Here is a 16702-nt window from a genome sequence, read left to right on the forward strand (position 1 = left end):
GACGATGCCCGACGAAGAGAAGCTCGTTGAATACCTGAAGTGGGTCACCGCCGATCTGCACGAGACCCGGCGGCGCCTCGAGGAGGCGGAGGCGGGCAGGCACGAACCGGTCGCGGTGATCGGCATGGCGTGCCGCTTCCCCGGCGGGGTGTCCTCCCCGGAGGACCTGTGGTCGCTGCTCGACGGCGGCACCGACGCGATCGGCGGCTTCCCGACCGACCGCGGCTGGGACCTCAGCGTGCTGGCCGGGGACGGCCAGGGCCAGAGCGCCACCCTGCAGGGCGGTTTCCTCTACGACGCCGCCGAGTTCGATCCCGGCTTCTTCGGCATCTCCCCGCGTGAGGCGCTGGCGATGGACCCGCAGCAGCGGCTGCTGCTGGAGGTGTCCTGGGAGGCGATCGAGCGGGCCGGGATCGACCCGGTCTCCCTGCGGGGCAGCCGGACCGGCGTGTTCGCCGGGACCAACGGCCAGGACTACGGGCACGTGCTGATCGCCTCGCAGGAGGACGTCGAAGGCCACGCCGGCATGGGCACCTCGGCCAGCGTGATCTCGGGGCGCCTGTCCTACACCTTCGGGCTGGAGGGCCCGGCGGTCACCATCGACACGGCGTGCTCGTCCTCGCTGGTGGCGATGCACCTGGCCGGGCACGCCCTGCGCAACGGGGAGTGCTCGCTGGCGCTGGCCAGTGGCGTCACGGTGATGACCACTTCGTCGAATTTCGCCGGGTTTACCCGGCAGGGCGGGCTCGCGCCGGACGGGCGCTGCAAGGCGTTCTCCGACAGAGCCGACGGCACGGGCTGGTCCGAGGGCATCGGCGTGCTGCTGCTGGAGAAGCTGTCCGACGCGCAGCGCAACGGGCACGAGGTGCTCGCGGTCATCCGGGGTTCCGCGGTGAACCAGGACGGTGCTTCGAACGGGCTGTCGGCACCTAACGGACCGGCGCAGCGCGAGGTGATCCGGGCCGCGCTGGCTTCGGCTGGGCTTTCCTCGTCCGATGTGGACGCGGTGGAGGCACACGGGACGGGCACCACGCTGGGTGACCCGATCGAGGCGCAGGCGCTGCTGGCCACGTATGGCCAGGACCGTGAGCGGCCGCTGCTGCTGGGCGCGGTGAAGTCGAACCTCGGGCACACGCAGGCCGCGGCGGGGGTCGCGGGCGTGATCAAGATGGTGCAGGCACTGCGGCACGACACGCTGCCGCAGACGCTGCACGTCACCGAACCGTCGTCCCATGTGGACTGGTCGGTGGGCAAGGTCCAGCTGCTCAAGGAACCGACGCCGTGGCCGGACGCCGGGCGCGTCCGTCGTGCCGGGGTGTCCTCGTTCGGGGTCAGCGGCACGAACGCGCACGTGATCCTGGAGCAGGCGCCGCCGGTCGAGGTGACCACGGAACCGGCGAGCGTGCGCACGGATCTGGTGCCGCTGCTGGTCTCCGGCAAGTCCGAAGCCGCACTGGACGCGCAGATTTCGCGGGTGGCCGCGCTTTCCGAGTATTCCGCTGTCGATGTCGGCTACTCGCTGGCCACCACGCGCTCGCAGTTCGAACACCGGGCCGTGCTGGTCGGCTCCACCGAACTCGCCCGCGGCACGGCTTCGCACCGCTCGCTCGCGGTGCTGTTCACCGGTCAGGGCTCACAGCGGATCGGCATGGGGCGTGAGCTCTACGCCCGCTACCCGGTCTTCGCGTCCGCTTTGGACGAAGTGCTCGCGCACCTCGACGTGCGTGAGGTGATGTGGGGCGAGGACGCCGACGCGCTGAACCAGACGGGGAACGCGCAGCCCGCGTTGTTCGCTATCGAGGTGGCGCTGTACCGGCTGGTCGAGTCGTGGGGTGTCTCGCCGGACTACCTGGCCGGGCACTCGATTGGCGAGATCGCGGCCGCGCATGTGGCCGGGGTGCTTTCGCTGGAAGACGCGTGCACCTTGGTTTCGGCGCGGGCGCGGCTGATGCAGGGGCTTCCGACCGGGGGCTCAATGGTGGCGATCAAGGCCACCGAAGAGGAAGTCACCCCGCTGCTCACCGATGCCGTGTCGCTCGCCGCGATCAACGGGCCGTCGTCGGTGGTGGTGTCCGGGGATTCCGACGCCGTCGCCGCCATCGCCTCGAAATTCGAGGGTGAGGGGCGCAAGACGAGTTCGCTCCACGTCTCGCACGCGTTCCACTCGCCGTTGATGGACCCGATGCTGGACGAGTTCCGCGCGGTGGTCTCCGGGCTTTCGTTCGCCGCGCCGGAAATCCCGGTGGTCACCAGTGGCGATGTGACCTCGCCCGAGTACTGGGTGCGGCACGTGCGTGACGCCGTGCGCTTCGGGGACGCCGTGCGCACCCTGGTGTCCGACGGGGTCGGGGCGTTCCTCGAACTCGGCCCGGACGGGGTGCTTTCCGCGCTGGCGCAGGAAAGCCTCGAAGACGCGCCGCGCAAGGTCGCGGTCGTGCCGGTGCTGCGCAAGGACCGGCCGGAGGAGAAGTCGGTGCTGACCGCGCTGGCCCGCCTGCACGTGAGCGGGGTGCGGCTGGACTGGCCCGCCTACTTCACCGGGATGGGCGCGAAGCGGGTCGACCTGCCGACCTACGCCTTCCAGAACCAGCGCTTCTGGCCGACCGGTGGTGCCCGCCCGGAGAGCGGCGGCGCACCACAGCTGCCGAGCGGTCACCCGTCGCTGTTCCACCTGGACTGGGCACCCGCTACGGCCGCGCTGACCCCGGCCGGTGGCGCCCGGTGGGCGGTCATCGGCGCGGACGAGTTCGACATGGCGCACAAGATGTACGGCGCGGGCGAGACCATCACGGCCTACGGCGAGAAGCTGGGCGACACCCTGGTCGACGGCGGGCTCGCCCCGGACGTCTTCCTGGTGTCGGTGGCCGGGCGGCTGGACTCCGGCGGCCCCGCTTCGGTGCACGAGCTGACCGGGCGCGTGCTGGGCCTGATCAAGGAGAGCCTGGAGGACCAGCGGTTCGCGAACTCGAAGCTGGTCTTCATCACCTGTGGCGCGGTCGCGCTGCCGGGGGAGAAGGTGACCGACGTCGGTGCCGCGGCGGCCTGCGGGCTGGTGCGGTCGGCGCAGTCGGAGAACCCCGGCCGCTTCCTGCTGGTCGACCTCGACGACACCGAGACCTCGCCGGCGGTCCTGCCGTCACTGCTGTCGTGGGACGAGCCGCAGGTGGTGCTGCGCAAGGGCAGCGTCCGGGTGGCGCGCCTGGCGCGGTTGGACGTGGAGAACCTGCCGCCTCGTGAGCTGGACCCGCAGGGCACCGTCCTGCTGACCGGGGGCACCGGCGGGCTGGGCAAGGTGCTCGCGCGGTACCTGGTCGCGGAACGCGGGGTCCGGCACCTGCTGCTGGCTTCGCGGAGTGGTCCGCAGTCACCGGACGCGGCCGAGTTGCAGGCGTCGCTTTCGGAACTGGGCGCCTCGGTGAAGGTGGTCGCCTGCGATGTGGCCGACGCGGCCGCGCTGGCGGAGACGCTGGAGTCGATCCCGGCCGAGCACCCGCTGACCGCGGTGATCCACGCGGCCGGTGTGCTCGACGACGGTCTCGTCGGTTCGCTGACGCAGGAGCGGCTCGACGCCGTGCTGCGGCCGAAGGTGGACGCGGCGTGGAACCTGCACGTCGCGACCCGCTCGATGGACCTGCCGGTTTTCGCGTTGTACTCGTCGGTGTCCTCGGTGACGGGTGCGGTCGGCCAGGGCAACTACGCCGCTGCGAACGCCTTCCTCGACGCGCTGGCGGAGCACCGGCAGGGGCTGGGCCTGGCGGCGACCTCGCTGGCGTGGGGGCCGTGGGCGCAGGAAAGCGGGATGACCAGCGGGCTGAGCCAGGCCGCGATGGAGCGGATCATGCGCTCCGGCATGCCGCCGCTGACGCCGGACCAGGGCATGGCCCTGTTCGAGGCGGCGATCTCGCGGTCGGACGCGTTCGTGGTGCCGATGCACTTCAACGAAGAGGGCCAGCGGTCACAGGGTGGCGCGGCTCCTCTGTTCCGGGGCTTGCTCGGTGACCCGGTTCCCGCGGCCGCGGAGAAGGCCTCGGTGACGGTGCTGGACCGCCTGCGTGGCATGGACCCGGCCGGGCAGCAGGACGCGTTGCAGGAGCTGGTGGTGCAGACTTCGGCGGTGCTGCTGGGGCACAGCGACGCGGGCGAGGTCGATCCGGAACGGGACTTCCTCGAGCTGGGCTTCGACTCGCTGATCGCGGTCGAATTGCGGAACCAGCTCTCGGAACTGTTGGGGATGAAGCTGCCGAGTTCGGTGGTGTTCGACAACAAGACGCCGTCGAAACTGGCGGAATGGTTGCAGGGCGAACTGCCCGCGGAGGCGGCTTCGGCTTCGATTTCCAGCGGTGCCGGGGCTCAGTTGGTGGACCCGAACGACACCGTGCAGGGTTTGTTCATGAAGGCGGTGAACGAGGGCAAGGCGGTGGAAGGCCTGCGGATGCTGAAGTTCGTCGCGCAACTGCGGCCGACCTTCGACACGCCGGCGGAGCTGGAGGAGTTGCCCGCCGCGGTGACCCTGGCGGAAGGCCCTTCGACGCCGCGGCTGATCTGCATCAGCGCGCCGGGCGCGAGCGCCGGTGTGCACATGTACGCGCGGATCGCCGCTCATTTGCGTGGGAAGCGGCACGTGTCGGCGTTGCCGCTGGTGGGCTTCTCGCCGGGTGAGGCACTGCCCGCGACCACCGAAGCCGCGGCTCGGGTGGTCGCGGAAAGCGTGCTGGAAGCCAGTGATGGGGAACCATTCGTGCTGGTGGGGCACTCGACGGGTGGCACCCTGGCCTACTTCGCGGCGGCGGTGCTCGAGCAGACCTGGGGCGTGAGCCCGGAGGCGGTGATCCTGCTGGACACCCTGAGCCTGCGCTACGACACGAACGAAGGCATCAACTTCGACGCGGTCTCGAACAACTACTTCAACACGATGGATTCGCCCGCCGTCAAAATGAACAGCGCCCGGCTGTCGGCGATGGCGCACTGGTTCATGAAGATGACGGACATCGGTTTGCATCCTGAGGCGCCGAAGCTGTTGATCCGGTGTGCGGTGGAGGTCGACGGTACGGAATTGGAAACGGCTCTCACGGAAGTGCCGATTCCGACGACTGAGGTACGGATGATCGAGGCTGATCATATGGCTATGGTGAAAGAGGCCTCTGATATGACCGCGGATGTCATCGAGGATTGGCTGAGTACGTTGTGAGTGCTGGGGGCCACCCCGGTGTTTTAGGGTGACTACGGCGATGGCCCCTTTGTCAAGGCGGGAAAGATGCCTTGACAAAGGGGCCATCGCCGTGTTTTTGGCTTGGGACCGGGGATGGGGAGGGGTGGGCGGCCACTGGAGTTGGGCCGCTCGGGTCCCGGCCCCCCACTGGGCGGTCTCCGCCGAGGGACACGAATGTGGCTTTGGGGGCCGAATCCGCCCCCAAAGCCACATTCGTGGCACGGCATGGTCGCGAGCCCCCGGGGCTGGGTATGCCGGGTGGGCACGCCTTTGGCCGGGTATGCCTCGGCGGGCCTCACCAGTGGGCGCGCGAACGTGTAACTCGGCTGCACGAGTGTGAGGTTCGGCTGCACGAGTGTGAGATTCGGCTGCACGAGTGTGTAGTTCGGGTGCGGGAGTGTGGGACTCGCTGAGGGGCGTGTCCCACGTTCAGGAAGTCGAACTACACGTCCAGGAAGCCGAGTGCCACGTTCGGGAAGGTGAGTTCTACGTTGGGGCAGCTGAGTTCTACGTTGGCGCGGGGGGTGACATCGGGGCTACCAGGTGACGGGGAGGCCGCCTAGGCCGTCGGCCAGGCCGCTGCCTCGCATGTGCAGGTCGCTGACCGGGATCGCCAGGGTGAGGTCCGGCAATCGGGTGAACAGGGTGGAGAAGGCGACTTGCAGCTGTACCCGGGCCAGGGGCGCGCCGATGCAGTGCCAGATGCCGTGGGCGAAGGTCAGGTGGGCGTTCGGCGAGCGGGTGACGTCGAAGCGGGTGGGCTCGTCGAAAGCCTGGCTGTCGAAGTTCGCCAGGGTGAAGTCGATCAGCACCAGGTCACCGGCGCGGATGGTGACCCCGCCGATTTCGATGTCCTCGCTGGCATATCGCGGCAGCGCCGAGCCGCCGGCCTTGGCCGCGCGCAGAATCTCCTCGACGGCGTTGGTCAGGTGCTGGTGGTCGGACAAAGCCGCGTCGCGTTGGTCTGGGTTCGACGAGAGCAGTGCGACGCCCAGGTCGATGTGCGAGGCGACGCTCTCCAAGCCGGCGAACAGCAGGTTCGCGGCGATCGGGCCGACCTGTTCGTCCGTGGCGCCGTTCTGGACCATGCGCGAAATGACGTCCTCGCCGGGCTTCTCACGCTTGCGCGCGCCCAGTTCCGCGGCATAGGCGAAGATCGCGCCCATTCCACCTTCGGCGCCGTCCCGGTCGTCGACGCCGCCCATCTGCTCCAGCGGCTCGAGGATCCGGCCCCGCTCTTCCAGCGGCACACCGATCAGCTCGCACAGCACCAGCAACGCGAACGGGAACGAGAAACCCCCGTGCAGATCGGCGGGCCGCTCGGACTCGGCGAAGGAGTCCAAAACGGACGAGGCGATTTCCTCCACGCGCGGCTTCAGGTTCAGCACGCGGCGCGCGGTGAAGTTCGGGGCCAGCCACGACCGCGTCTGCTTGTGCGCCTCCCGCGCGGCGTCGTGGTCCGGGATGATCAGCATGTCCAGCAACGGGTTGTCGACGTACCGCGGTGCCGACGGCGGGTCCAGGTGCGAACGCCCGATCCGCTCGTCCATCAGCAGCTGCTTGACCTCGGCGTAACGCGTCACCAGCCATGCCTCGTCGCCGGCGGGCGTCCGCACGCGGCAGATCGGCGCCCGCTCCTGCAGGCCGCGCAACAGCGTGCTCGGCCGCAACCGCAGCAGGCCTTCCGACTCCGCCGCCAGCGATGGCAGCTCATCCTGCGAAGTTGTCATTCCCCAGTCTCCTACCAGCAAACAGGCAGGGCATGCAGCCCGAACAGCACACCGTCGTATTTGTAGGGCAGGCCTTCGGGAGCCTCGGCCACCTTCAGCGTCGGCACGCGCTCGAACAGCTTGCGGTAGGCCACATCCATTTCGACCCGCACCAGGTTCTGCCCCAGGCACTGGTGTACCCCGTAGCCGAAGGCCACGTGGTGCTGCGCCGACCGGCCGGGGTCGAACTCGCCTGGCCGCTCGAACACCGTCTCGTCGTGGTTGGCCCCGGCCACCAGCGGCACGACGCCCTCACCGGCCCTGATCAGCTGACCGCCGATCTCCACGTCCTCCACGGCCACGCGCAGCGCCACCATGTCGGCCACCGAGTAGTAGCGCAGCAGCTCCTCCACCACCCGCTCGTCGCCGATCCACTGTGGATTGTCGATCAGCGTCATCGCGCCGAGCGCGATGTTGTTCGCGGTGGTCTCGTGCCCGGCGATCAGCAGCAGCATGGCCACGCCGGAGATCTCGTTCTCGTCGAGCTTGCCCCCGGCGACCAGCCTGCTGATCAGGTCCTCACCTGGGCGCTTCTTCCGCAGCTTGATCAGCCGGTTCAGGTAACGCAGGATCTGCTGGCTGGCGTCGTCGCGTGCCTCGTCGCTGGAGCTGATGGTGACCAGGATCTGCGTCTTCGACTCGAAGAAGTCACGGTCCACTTTGGGCACACCGAGCAGCGACGAGATCACCAGCGACGGCACCGGCAGCGCGAAGTCGGCTACCAGGTCCGCCGAGTTCCCCTTGGCCAGCATGCGGTCCAGCACGCCGTCGACGATCGTCTCCACCGCGTCGCGCATCTCCTTGATGCGGCGCACGGTGAACTCCGGGATCAGCGCCTTGCGGAAGCGGTTGTGCTCCGGCGGGTCCAGCGAGACGAACCAGCCCGGCACGTCGTGCGCGGACGGCGCGCCACCGGTGCGGCCCGGCCGGGGGAAGCCCTCCTTCGACGGGTTCGAGCTGATCATCGGCTCGGTCAGCACCTTGCGCACGTCTTCGTGCCGGGTCACCAGCCAGACCGAGCCGCCGGTCGGCAGCGAGGCCTTGACGAGCCCGTCGAGCCGGCGGAACTGGGCGTACTCGTTCGGCGGGAACGGCTGCCCCGGCCGCCGCAGCATGAACGGGACCAGCGGCTGTTCGACACTCGACATGGTCACTCTTCCCCGTAGAACCCGCGAATCTTCCCGATGATGAAGTCCTGGTCCGATTCGGTCAGTTGGGTGTAGGTCGGCAGGTACAGGCCGGTTTCGGCGAAGCGGTTCGCGTTCAGCTTCTCCCAGCCTTCGGCGAGGTAGCCCGGCTGGCGGCTCATCGGCTTGAAGAAGTACCGCGTCTCGATGCCCTCGCCGGCGAGGTAGGCCATCAGTTCGTCACGCCGGTCGGCCACCAGGTCGTACATCCACAGCACGTCCCGCGGCGGCATCAGCGTGATACCGCTGATTCCTTCGAGACCGGTGGTGTAGCGCTTGTCGATCGCCGCACGCCGTTCGAGGATCTCGTCCAGCCGCTCGACCTGCGCCAGCGCGACCGCGGCCTGGAGGTTGGTGATGCGGAAGTTGTAGGCGAGCTTCTTGTGCAGGAAGTTGTGTTCCTTGCTGAACGCCATGCCGCGCAGGTGCGCGATCTGGTCGGCCAGCCGGTGGTCGTTGGTCAGGCAGATACCACCCTCGCCGGAGGTGATGATCTTGTTCGCGAACAGCGAGTAGCAGGCGATGTCGCCGACCGGTTTCACCCCGTGCGCCTCGGCGGTGTCCTCGACCACGCGCAGGTTGTACTCGAACGCGATGTTCATGATCGCGTCCATGTCGCAGCGCCTGCCGTAGACGTGCACCGGCATGATCGCCTTGGTACGCGGGGTGATCTTGGCCTCGATCAGCGCCGGGTCCAGGTTCAGGTCGTCACCGCAGTCGACGAACACCGGCGTGGCACCGAGGTAGGTGACCGACCACGCGGAGGCGATCATGGTGAACTCCGGCACCAGCACCTCGTCGCCGGGGCCGATGCCGAGCGCGCGCAACGCGAGCGTCAGCGCGGTGGTACCCGAAGAACAGGCCACGCCGCGCTCGACATCGTTGTAGGCGGCGAAAGCCTCTTCGAACTGCCGGACGTACGGGCCCTGGGAAGAGATCCAGTTGTCGGTGACGGCCCGGGTGACGTACTCCAGCTCACGGCCTTCCAGCCACGGCTGGGAAACCGGGTACTTGTAAGCCATCGTGGTTCAGTCCTTCGCCATCGCCGGGAGGCCGAGGATGAGGTCGGCGGCCGCCTCGCGGCCACCCGCTTCGCGCTGCAGCCGGGCGAGTCGTTCGGCTTCGGTGCGGAAGGAGTCGTCGGAGAGCACCCTGGTCAGCTTGTCCAGCACGTCGTCGACGTCCATCTCCCGCGGCTTGTCCAGCGTGAGGCTGATGCCGAAGGACTCCCCGCGCACGGCCTGGTCGTAGCAGTCGACCCACAGCGGCCGCATCACCTGCGGCTTGCCGAAGTAGACGCCCTCGTTGTAGGCGTTCCCGCCGCCGTGCGTGAAGAACAGCTTCACCTTCGGGTGCGCGAGCACGTCGAGCTGCGAAGGCACCCAGTTCTCGATGCGCAGGTTGCCCGGCAGTTGGTCGGCAGGCGGCAGCCACTTCTGCTGCTCCGTGGGCAGCTTCCACAGCACCTGGTGTTTGCCGTCGAGGCGCCTGGCCACTTCGACCAGCGAGCCGACCTGCTCGGCGGTGAGCCGGGTGATGGTGCCGAAACCCATGTAGACCACCGAATTTTGGGCCGACAGCCAGTCCGTGATCTCGGTGTCGGCCGATTCGGGCAGCGGCGGCATCATCGCGCCGACCGTGCGCACCTTTTCCGGCAGCTCGAACGGGTAGTCCAGCTCGGGAATGGTGTTGCACAGCACGAGTTCCGCCTGCTCGACGCGCACGAACTGGCCGTACGCCGCCGGGGCGACGCCGAGTTCCGCGCGGACCTTCGCGTCCTCACCCTGGCGTGCCTTCATGTCCTTGGACATCGCCATGGTCAGCGTGCGCCACCCGAACAGCTTGTTGCTCACGCGCTGCGCGAGGGAACCGCGGAACGGCAGGCCGGAGTGCGGGATCGGGAAGCCCTTGGGGGTGTAGGACTTGCCGATCGGCACGTACGAGGTGAGCACGTTGCTCGGCACGAACGGCACGCTCAGCACGTACGGGATCTTCCTGGTGATGGCCAGTTCGATGCCGAACCGGCACATGCTCTCGATCACCAGCAGCGCCGGGTTGATCTTGTCCACGGCCTCTTCGAGCTTGCGGTACTTCGGCACGCGCAGCCACGGGTTGTCGGTCTGCTCGATGACCGCGCGCCGGGCCTTGAACTTGGACTTCTGCGTGACCAGGCGGTAGGTCTCGTCGTCCCACTGGGTCGACGAGAGTTCGTGGACGGGCTCGCCGAGGGAGAAGAACTCGACCGGGGTGCCCGCGTTCAGACCCTCGACGGCCGCGCGGCGGTTCTCGTCGGTGGCGAACCAGAGGTCGGCGACACCCCGGCGCGACAGTTCCTCCGCCAGGACGAGCATCGGGTTCAGCAGTCCGCTTTCGGAATAGCTGACGAACAGGATGGGGCGCTGACTCGGGTACTCGGACGACGCCATGACCGGGAGCATGGCGCACCCGCCGGAGCCTTGTCGTGGGGCTCACGGCAACTCGAGGAAAACCCCTAGTACCCCGGGTGTGCTGGGAGAATACATGATTCAGTGCAGGTGGAGGAGTGTCGATTCGGTAGATTCCAAGGGGTGCGCGAACATGGCGGACCGGGGCGCTGAACTGCCCGCCGGGCTGGTCGAGCGCGAAGCCCAGTGGGACCGCCTGACCGGGTTGCTCGGCACGGGCGGCCACGTGGTGCGCCTCACCGGGCCGGTCGCCACCGGCAAGACGGAGCTGCTGGGCGCGCTGGCCGACGCGGTCGATCGACCCCACTGTGCGGCTTCGTGCTCACGTGCGGAGCGCGCGCTGCCGTTCGGTGTGGTGCACCAGCTGTTCCGCGGGCTGAGCCTGCCGCCGGAGACCGCGGAACGGCTTGATCGGGTCCTGGAAATCGGTGCCGGGGAAGTCGATGAGCGGCAGCTGGCCCGGGTGCGGCATTCGCTGTGCCGCATCTTGCTCGACCAGGCGCCGATCCTGGTCACCGTCGACGACGTCCAGCACGCGGACGCCGAATCGGTCGAGTGGCTGTGCTACCTGCTGCGACGGCTCGATGACGCAGACGTCCTGCTCGTGCTGACCGAAGTGGACACTCCCCGGCCCGGGCACTCCCCGCTGCACGACGAACTCGCGCGGCACGGCTGTGTGCACTTGGAGTTACCGCCGTTGTCGGAAGAGGGGGTGGCCGCGCTGGCCGCCGAGCAACTGGGCGGTCGGCGGGCGCGGCGGCTCGCGCCGAAGTTGTACCCGGTGACCGGGGGCAGTCCGCTGCTGGTGCGGGCGGTGCTGGCGGACCTGCCGGAGCAGCCGGGCGAGGTGGTGCCGGGGCCGTGCTTCCGCGAGGGACTGTTGAGCAGCCTGCACCGGTGTGAGCCGGACGTGCTGACCGTGGCGCGGTCGCTGGCCGTGCTCGGTGACACGGCGAGTTCGGCGATGATCGCGGACCTCGGTGGCCTGGGCGTGGCCGCGGTGGAGGCGGCGATCGAGCTGCTCAACGCGGCGGAGTTGCTCGAACACGGCCAGTTCCGGCACCCGGAAGCGCGGGCGGCCGTACTGGCGGACATGTCCGCAGAGGACCGGCGGGCGCGGAGCCTGGCGGCCGCGCGGTTGCGTCACGACCAGGGCGCGTCGGCCGTCGAGGTGGCGCCCTACCTGCTCGACGCCGAGGACGTGCACAGCCCGTGGACGGTGCCGGTGCTGGTGGAGGCGGCGGACCACGCGCTGCGCGACGAGCGGATCGAGGAGGCAGTGCGGTTCCTCGAACTCGCGCACCGCGTGTGCCCGGGGACGCAGGAGCGGGCGGCGATCGCGGCACGGCTGGCGCGTGCGGAGTGGCGGGTGAACCCGTCGGCGGCGGCGCGGCGGCTGCCGCCGCTGGTGCAGGCGGTGGACCGGCTCGCCGAGCCCGATGTGCTGGCTCTGGTGCGGCAGTTGCTGTGGGACGGCCGGTTCGCCGAGGCCAAGCGGGCGCTGGAAGTGGTGGAGAAGCAGGACCGGCCGGTGTTGCGGGGAGGTCGGGGTGGCGAGGACGCGCGGGCGATGGAGCTGTGGCTGGCCTGCTCGCACCCGGCACTGGCGACGCGCGGTCAGGTGCCGGTCGATTCGGCGAGGCGATCGCTCGACCTGACGACCGGGCCCTCGTTGAAGGCGACCGCGGCCTTGGCGGGGGTGCTGGCGTACGGGCCGGGTGAGCAGGTGGTGACCGACGCCGAGCAGGTGCTGGAGGCGGCACGGCCGAGCGACAGCCTGTCGTGGGGGCCGGAAACGGCGATGTCCGCGTTGCTGGCGCTGGTCTACGCGGACCGGCTGGAGGTCGCGCAGACGGCTTGCGAGCGGTTGCTGGCGGAGTCGCGGACGCCGGTGAGCCGGGCGTTGTTCGCGGCCGCGCGGGCGGAGATCGCGGTCCGGCGAGGTGAGCTGCCGGTGGCCGTCGACCAGGCGCAGACCGCGCTGGACCTGCTGCCGCCGACGGGCTGGGGCGTGGGCGCTGGCCTGCCGCTGGGCTCGCTGATCACCGCGCTGACGCGGATGGGCAGGCACACCGACGCGGCGAAGCAGCTGGAGCAGTCGGTGCCGGAGGCGATGTTCCAGAGCCGGCACGGGTTGCACTACCTGGCCGCGCGCGGGACGCACTACCTGGCCACGACCAGGCACTACGCGGCGCTGGCAGATTTTCTGGCCTGTGGTGAACTGATGACGAGCTGGGGCTTGGACATGCCGGGCCTGGTGCCGTGGCGGACCAGTGCGGCCGAGGCGTGGCTACGACACGGCAACCGCGACGAAGCCCGGCGGTTGATCAACGAGCAACTGGCGAAACTGGGCCCGGGCGGTTCGCGAACGCGGGGCACCGCATTGCGCCTGCTGGCGGCGACGAGCCAGCCGCACACGCGACCGCAGTTGCTGGCGGAGGCAGTGTCCATTTTGGAGGAGCACGGGGATCAGTACGAGCTGGCTCTGGCGTTGGCTGACCTGAGCCGCACGCACCAGGCGCTGCGGGAACATCGGCGGGCCTGGACGATCGCGCGGCGGGCCTGGCATGTGGCGAACGCTTGTGATGCTGCGGAGTTGTGTGAGGAACTGTTGCCGAGCCGGTCTTCGAAGCCGGAGGTCGCCAAGCGGAAGACGCCTGCTGCCAAGGGGATCGATGCGCTGACTGATGCTGAGCGCCGGGTGGCGGCGTTGGCGGCTGTGGGGTATACGAACCGGGAGATCGCGAACAAGCTGTTCATTACGCCCAGTACTATTGAGCAGCATCTGACGCGGGTTTATCGGAAGTTGAATGTGAAGTATCGGAAGGATTTACCGGCGGATTTGTTGACGGATCTGGCTGGTACGGCGTAGGTTCCCCGCCCCGGTTTTTTATTGTGACTACGGCAAGGCTCCCTTGTCAAGGCGGGAATGATGCCTTGACAAGGGAGCCTTGCCGTGTTTTGGGCTTTGGACCGGGGTGGGGATGGGGGAGTGTGGGTGGTGCTGGTGGGCTGCTGGGTGTTGTTGGGAGCGTGGTTTTGTCGGGATGCGCGGGGGGCGCCTTGGGTGCGAATGTGTGAGTTGGGGCGCTGGGCGCGAATGTGGCGTTGGGTGCACCGGTGGACACGAATGTGGCTTTGGGGGCGGGATCGGCTCCCAAAGCCACATTTGTGTCGCGGGAGGGCGCCCGGCGATGTCACGAATGTGGCTTTCGTGACATCAGGGTAGGGCGGGGACCTTGGCGCGGGTGGTGAGGTGGGTGCGCAGGTCCCGGACCAGGGTGGAGAGGTCGGCGCGGTCGGTGGCGCCGCCGAAGAGGTAGAAGTCGGGGCGTACCAGGGCACCGACCTGCTTCGACGCGGCCAGGTAGGGCAGGTAGACGTTCTGCACGTCGACCACCTCGTGGGGTTTCACCTCGTCCGGCGAGGTGTCCGACGGGAGGACGCGCACCAGGTGGGCGCCGATGTTGTCCAGGAACTCCAGGTCTTCGCTGTCCAGCACGGAGAACGGATCGAAGGTCGAGATCAGCACGAAGCCTCGGCCGACGATGTCGTCGAAGAGGCCTACCGCGCTTCCTCGGGCGACCTGGCCTTGTGGGCTCAGTTCCCCGGCTGGGGCCAAGGGGGAGCCGGAGGAGTTCAGGCGGATGACGCCGGCTTCCAGCGAGTAGAACGAGGACGAGTCCTCTGAGGAGGAGCCGTCGGCGGAGGGGGCTGCTTGCATGCCGAGCAGGTGGGCGTCCCGGTTGGCGGCGGCGACGGTGTCCAGTTCCGAGATGATCTTGCCCATTTCGACTGACACGTTGATCGCGTGCCGCACCTGTGGGTCCCGCTCGGCGGGGTACTCGTCGAGCAGGGCGGGGTCGGAGACGCCGCGCAGGACCAGGTCCAGTTTCCACGCCAGGTTCGCGGCGTCGCGCACGCCGGAGCACATGCCTTGACCGGCGAACGGGGGCATGAGGTGGGCGGCGTCGCCGGCGATGAGGACCCGGCCTTCCCGCCACTTGTCGGCGATCCGCGCCTGGAAGGTGTACATGGTGTGCCGGCACAGCGTCGCGTTCTCCGGCGTCGCGTCGAAGCGCTTGAGCAGGCGCCACACGTTTTCCGGCCGGTTCATCCGCTCGACCGTCTCACCCGGCAGCCGCCGGAACTCCCACCGGCGGTGGCCCCGGCCGCTGGCCACCATGGTCGTGGGCCGCAGGGGGTCGCAGATCTGCCGGTCGTTCGGGTGGAATTCGCGCGGCTCGTTGAACAGTACGTCGCACAGGAGCCAGTCCTGCTTGAAGCCCAGGTCGGTGTTGGTGGAGCCGATGTGCTCGCGCACGAAGCTGTTCGCGCCGTCGCAGCCGATGACCCAGGACGCGGTGATCCGGTCGTAGTCCGAGTTCGGGCCCGGCGCCTCGACCTCGACGTGGTCTTCGTGGTCGACCAGGCCGATGGCGGTGTGGCCGGTCAGGACCTTCAGCGTCGGCAGTTTCGCGGCCTGCTCGGAGAGCGCGGCTTCCAGGGTGGGGTGGTGGATGACCACGGCGGGTGGCCAGCCGTCACGGCCGGTCTCGAACGGGACGTCGAAGCGCATCAGCCGCTGGCCGTCGGCGTTGAGGAACTCGTACTCGCCGAGCCGTTCGTAGATTTCCGGCAGCGCCTCACCGATGCCCGCGGCGGCGAAGTTGCGCGCCGTTTCCCCGTCGAACCCCTTGACGCGCGGGAACGGGTACGGCTCCGGCCAGCGTTCCAGCACGATCACCCGCCACCCGCGCTGGGCGAGCAGCATGGACAGGGTCTGACCGGCCGGTCCGTTGCCGACGATCACCACGTCGGCGGTCGTCCTGGGTTCTGGCATGAGTTCCATCCCGCTCGCGTCAGTATCAGTAGACGGTGTCGATCAGTTCGAAGGCCTGCTCCGGGTTCAGCCGCGGATCGCACAGCGACCGGTACCGGGCACCGAGCTGCCGCTCGCCGGCCACCGGCCCGCCGACGCACTCGGTCACGTCCTCGGCCGCCACCTCCAGGTGCAGCCCGCCCGGGTGGGCGCCCTGCTCCTCGACGATCCGGGTGAACGCGGCGGCCTCGTCGATGATGTCGCTCAGATACCTGGTCTTCTGCCCAGTTTCGGCGCGGACGGTGTTGCCGTGCATGGGATCGCTCAGCCACACCACCGGGTGCCCGGCCTGGCGCACCGCCCGCACCACCGGCGGCAGCGCGCGCTCGATCGCGCCACCCATGCGCACGATCAGCGTCAGCCTGCCGGGCTCGCGGTCGGGATCGAGCAGTGCACACAGGCGCAGCGCGGTTTCCGGGTCCGTACCGGGGCCGACCTTGCAGCCGATCGGGTTCGTCACCGAGGCCAGCAGGTGCACGTGGGCGTGGTCGAGCTGGCGCGTGCGTTCGCCGATCCACGGGAAGTGCGTCGAGCCGAGGAAGTCGCCGCCCGGTCCACTGCGGACCAGCGGGCGTTCGTAGTCGAGGACCAGCGCCTCGTGACTGGTCCACGGGCCGCTGTGCGACTCGGGTTCCCAGTGCGTGCGCAACGCGCCGAGCACTTCGGCGCTGGCGTGGTAGGCCCACAGCATGCGGCGCGGGTCGTGCTGCCTGCTCGCGGGGTCCGGTTCGGCGGAGTTGATCAGGTGCCCGCGGAACACCGGCACCTCGACGCCGTTGACCGTCTCGAACGCGTTCGACCGCGGTTTCGCGTACTGCCCCGCCATCCGTCCGAAACGGACCACCGGCTGGGAAAGCTTCTTGCCGAACAGGTCGCCCAGCTCGTTGAGCACGGTGACTTTGGCGGCGGTGTGGGAAAGGCTCGCGTCACCGAAGCTCTCGGCGCAGTCACCCGCTTGAAGCATCCGCGCGGAGCCCTCGGCGACGGTGGCCAGCGCGGCTTTCACCTCGGCCAGTTCTTCCGCGGTGACCAGTGGCTCAGCTGTGGCCAGCCGCCGTTGTGTGCGCTCGTGGTCGGGGTGGTGCCGCCAGTTCGGCTGCTCGGCCGCGGGGAGCGGATCGAGGCCGCTGCCGGTCCGGCGCATGGTGGGCTGCATTCGGCACCATCTCCTGCGTTGGCACTGGCCTTTTCGACCCGGTTGGTGGGCGGTC

Annotated in this window: 7 protein-coding genes and 1 pseudogene; 2 read left to right on the forward strand and 6 right to left on the reverse strand. The window is 69.0% G+C overall.

Annotated elements, in window-relative coordinates; all coding sequences use genetic code 11:
- Positions 1-4: 4 nt before the first annotated feature.
- Positions 5-5188, forward strand: a pseudogene (locus tag JOM49_RS14185) (SDR family NAD(P)-dependent oxidoreductase); the annotation flags it as partial.
- A gap of 557 nt (positions 5189-5745) precedes the next feature.
- Here the strand turns inward: JOM49_RS14185 and JOM49_RS14190 are convergent.
- Genes JOM49_RS14190 through JOM49_RS14205 form a run of 4 tightly spaced genes read right to left on the reverse strand, consistent with a single transcriptional unit; the run spans position 5746 to position 10591 of the window.
- Positions 5746-6939 (reverse strand): cytochrome P450, encoded by a 1194-nt coding sequence (locus JOM49_RS14190; protein ID WP_209664760.1) that lies wholly within the window; start codon positions 6937-6939, stop codon positions 5746-5748.
- A gap of 11 nt (positions 6940-6950) precedes the next feature.
- On the reverse strand, positions 6951-8126 hold the full coding sequence (locus JOM49_RS14195) for a cytochrome P450 (protein WP_209664761.1): 1176 nt from the start codon (positions 8124-8126) through the stop codon (positions 6951-6953).
- 2 nt (positions 8127-8128) lie between these two features.
- Entirely contained in the window at positions 8129-9187 is a 1059-nt protein-coding gene (locus JOM49_RS14200) for a DegT/DnrJ/EryC1/StrS family aminotransferase (protein WP_209664762.1), read from the reverse strand.
- A gap of 6 nt (positions 9188-9193) precedes the next feature.
- On the reverse strand, positions 9194-10591 hold the full coding sequence (locus JOM49_RS14205; RefSeq protein ID WP_209664763.1) for a glycosyltransferase: 1398 nt from the start codon (positions 10589-10591) through the stop codon (positions 9194-9196).
- Between the two features lie 151 nt (positions 10592-10742).
- On the opposite strand from JOM49_RS14205, the gene JOM49_RS43670 reads away from it, so the two are divergent.
- The gene (locus JOM49_RS43670; protein WP_209664764.1) at positions 10743-13481 is read left to right on the forward strand and encodes a helix-turn-helix transcriptional regulator; all 2739 of its coding nucleotides are present in this window, start codon (positions 10743-10745) and stop codon (positions 13479-13481) included.
- Positions 13482-13829: 348 nt separating this feature from the next.
- On the opposite strand, the gene mhpA is transcribed toward JOM49_RS43670, so the two are convergent.
- Entirely contained in the window at positions 13830-15452 is a 1623-nt protein-coding gene (gene mhpA / locus JOM49_RS14215) for a bifunctional 3-(3-hydroxy-phenyl)propionate/3-hydroxycinnamic acid hydroxylase MhpA (RefSeq protein WP_209664765.1), read from the reverse strand.
- Between the two features lie 25 nt (positions 15453-15477).
- On the reverse strand, positions 15478-16647 hold the full coding sequence (locus JOM49_RS14220) for a 3-deoxy-7-phosphoheptulonate synthase (RefSeq protein ID WP_245369327.1): 1170 nt from the start codon (positions 16645-16647) through the stop codon (positions 15478-15480).
- Positions 16648-16702 lie beyond the last annotated feature (55 nt).

Origin of the sequence: Amycolatopsis magusensis (genome assembly GCF_017875555.1) — a bacterium.
In the GTDB taxonomy this organism is placed as follows: Bacteria; Actinomycetota; Actinomycetes; order Mycobacteriales; family Pseudonocardiaceae; genus Amycolatopsis; species Amycolatopsis magusensis.

What these genes read in the sequence shown, in the direction of transcription:
- JOM49_RS43670 (WP_209664764.1), top strand. Translation starts at nt 10,743, where the DNA reads ATGGCGGACCGGGGCGCTGAACTGCCCGCCGGGCTGGTCGAGCGCGAA.
- JOM49_RS14205 (WP_209664763.1), bottom strand. Translation starts at nt 10,591, where the DNA reads ATGGCGTCGTCCGAGTACCCGAGTCAGCGCCCCATCCTGTTCGTCAGC.
- JOM49_RS14200 (WP_209664762.1), bottom strand. Translation starts at nt 9,187, where the DNA reads ATGGCTTACAAGTACCCGGTTTCCCAGCCGTGGCTGGAAGGCCGTGAG.
- JOM49_RS14220 (WP_245369327.1), bottom strand. Translation starts at nt 16,647, where the DNA reads ATGCAGCCCACCATGCGCCGGACCGGCAGCGGCCTCGATCCGCTCCCC.
- JOM49_RS14190 (WP_209664760.1), bottom strand. Translation starts at nt 6,939, where the DNA reads ATGACAACTTCGCAGGATGAGCTGCCATCGCTGGCGGCGGAGTCGGAA.
- JOM49_RS14195 (WP_209664761.1), bottom strand. Translation starts at nt 8,126, where the DNA reads ATGTCGAGTGTCGAACAGCCGCTGGTCCCGTTCATGCTGCGGCGGCCG.
- mhpA (WP_209664765.1), bottom strand. Translation starts at nt 15,452, where the DNA reads ATGCCAGAACCCAGGACGACCGCCGACGTGGTGATCGTCGGCAACGGA.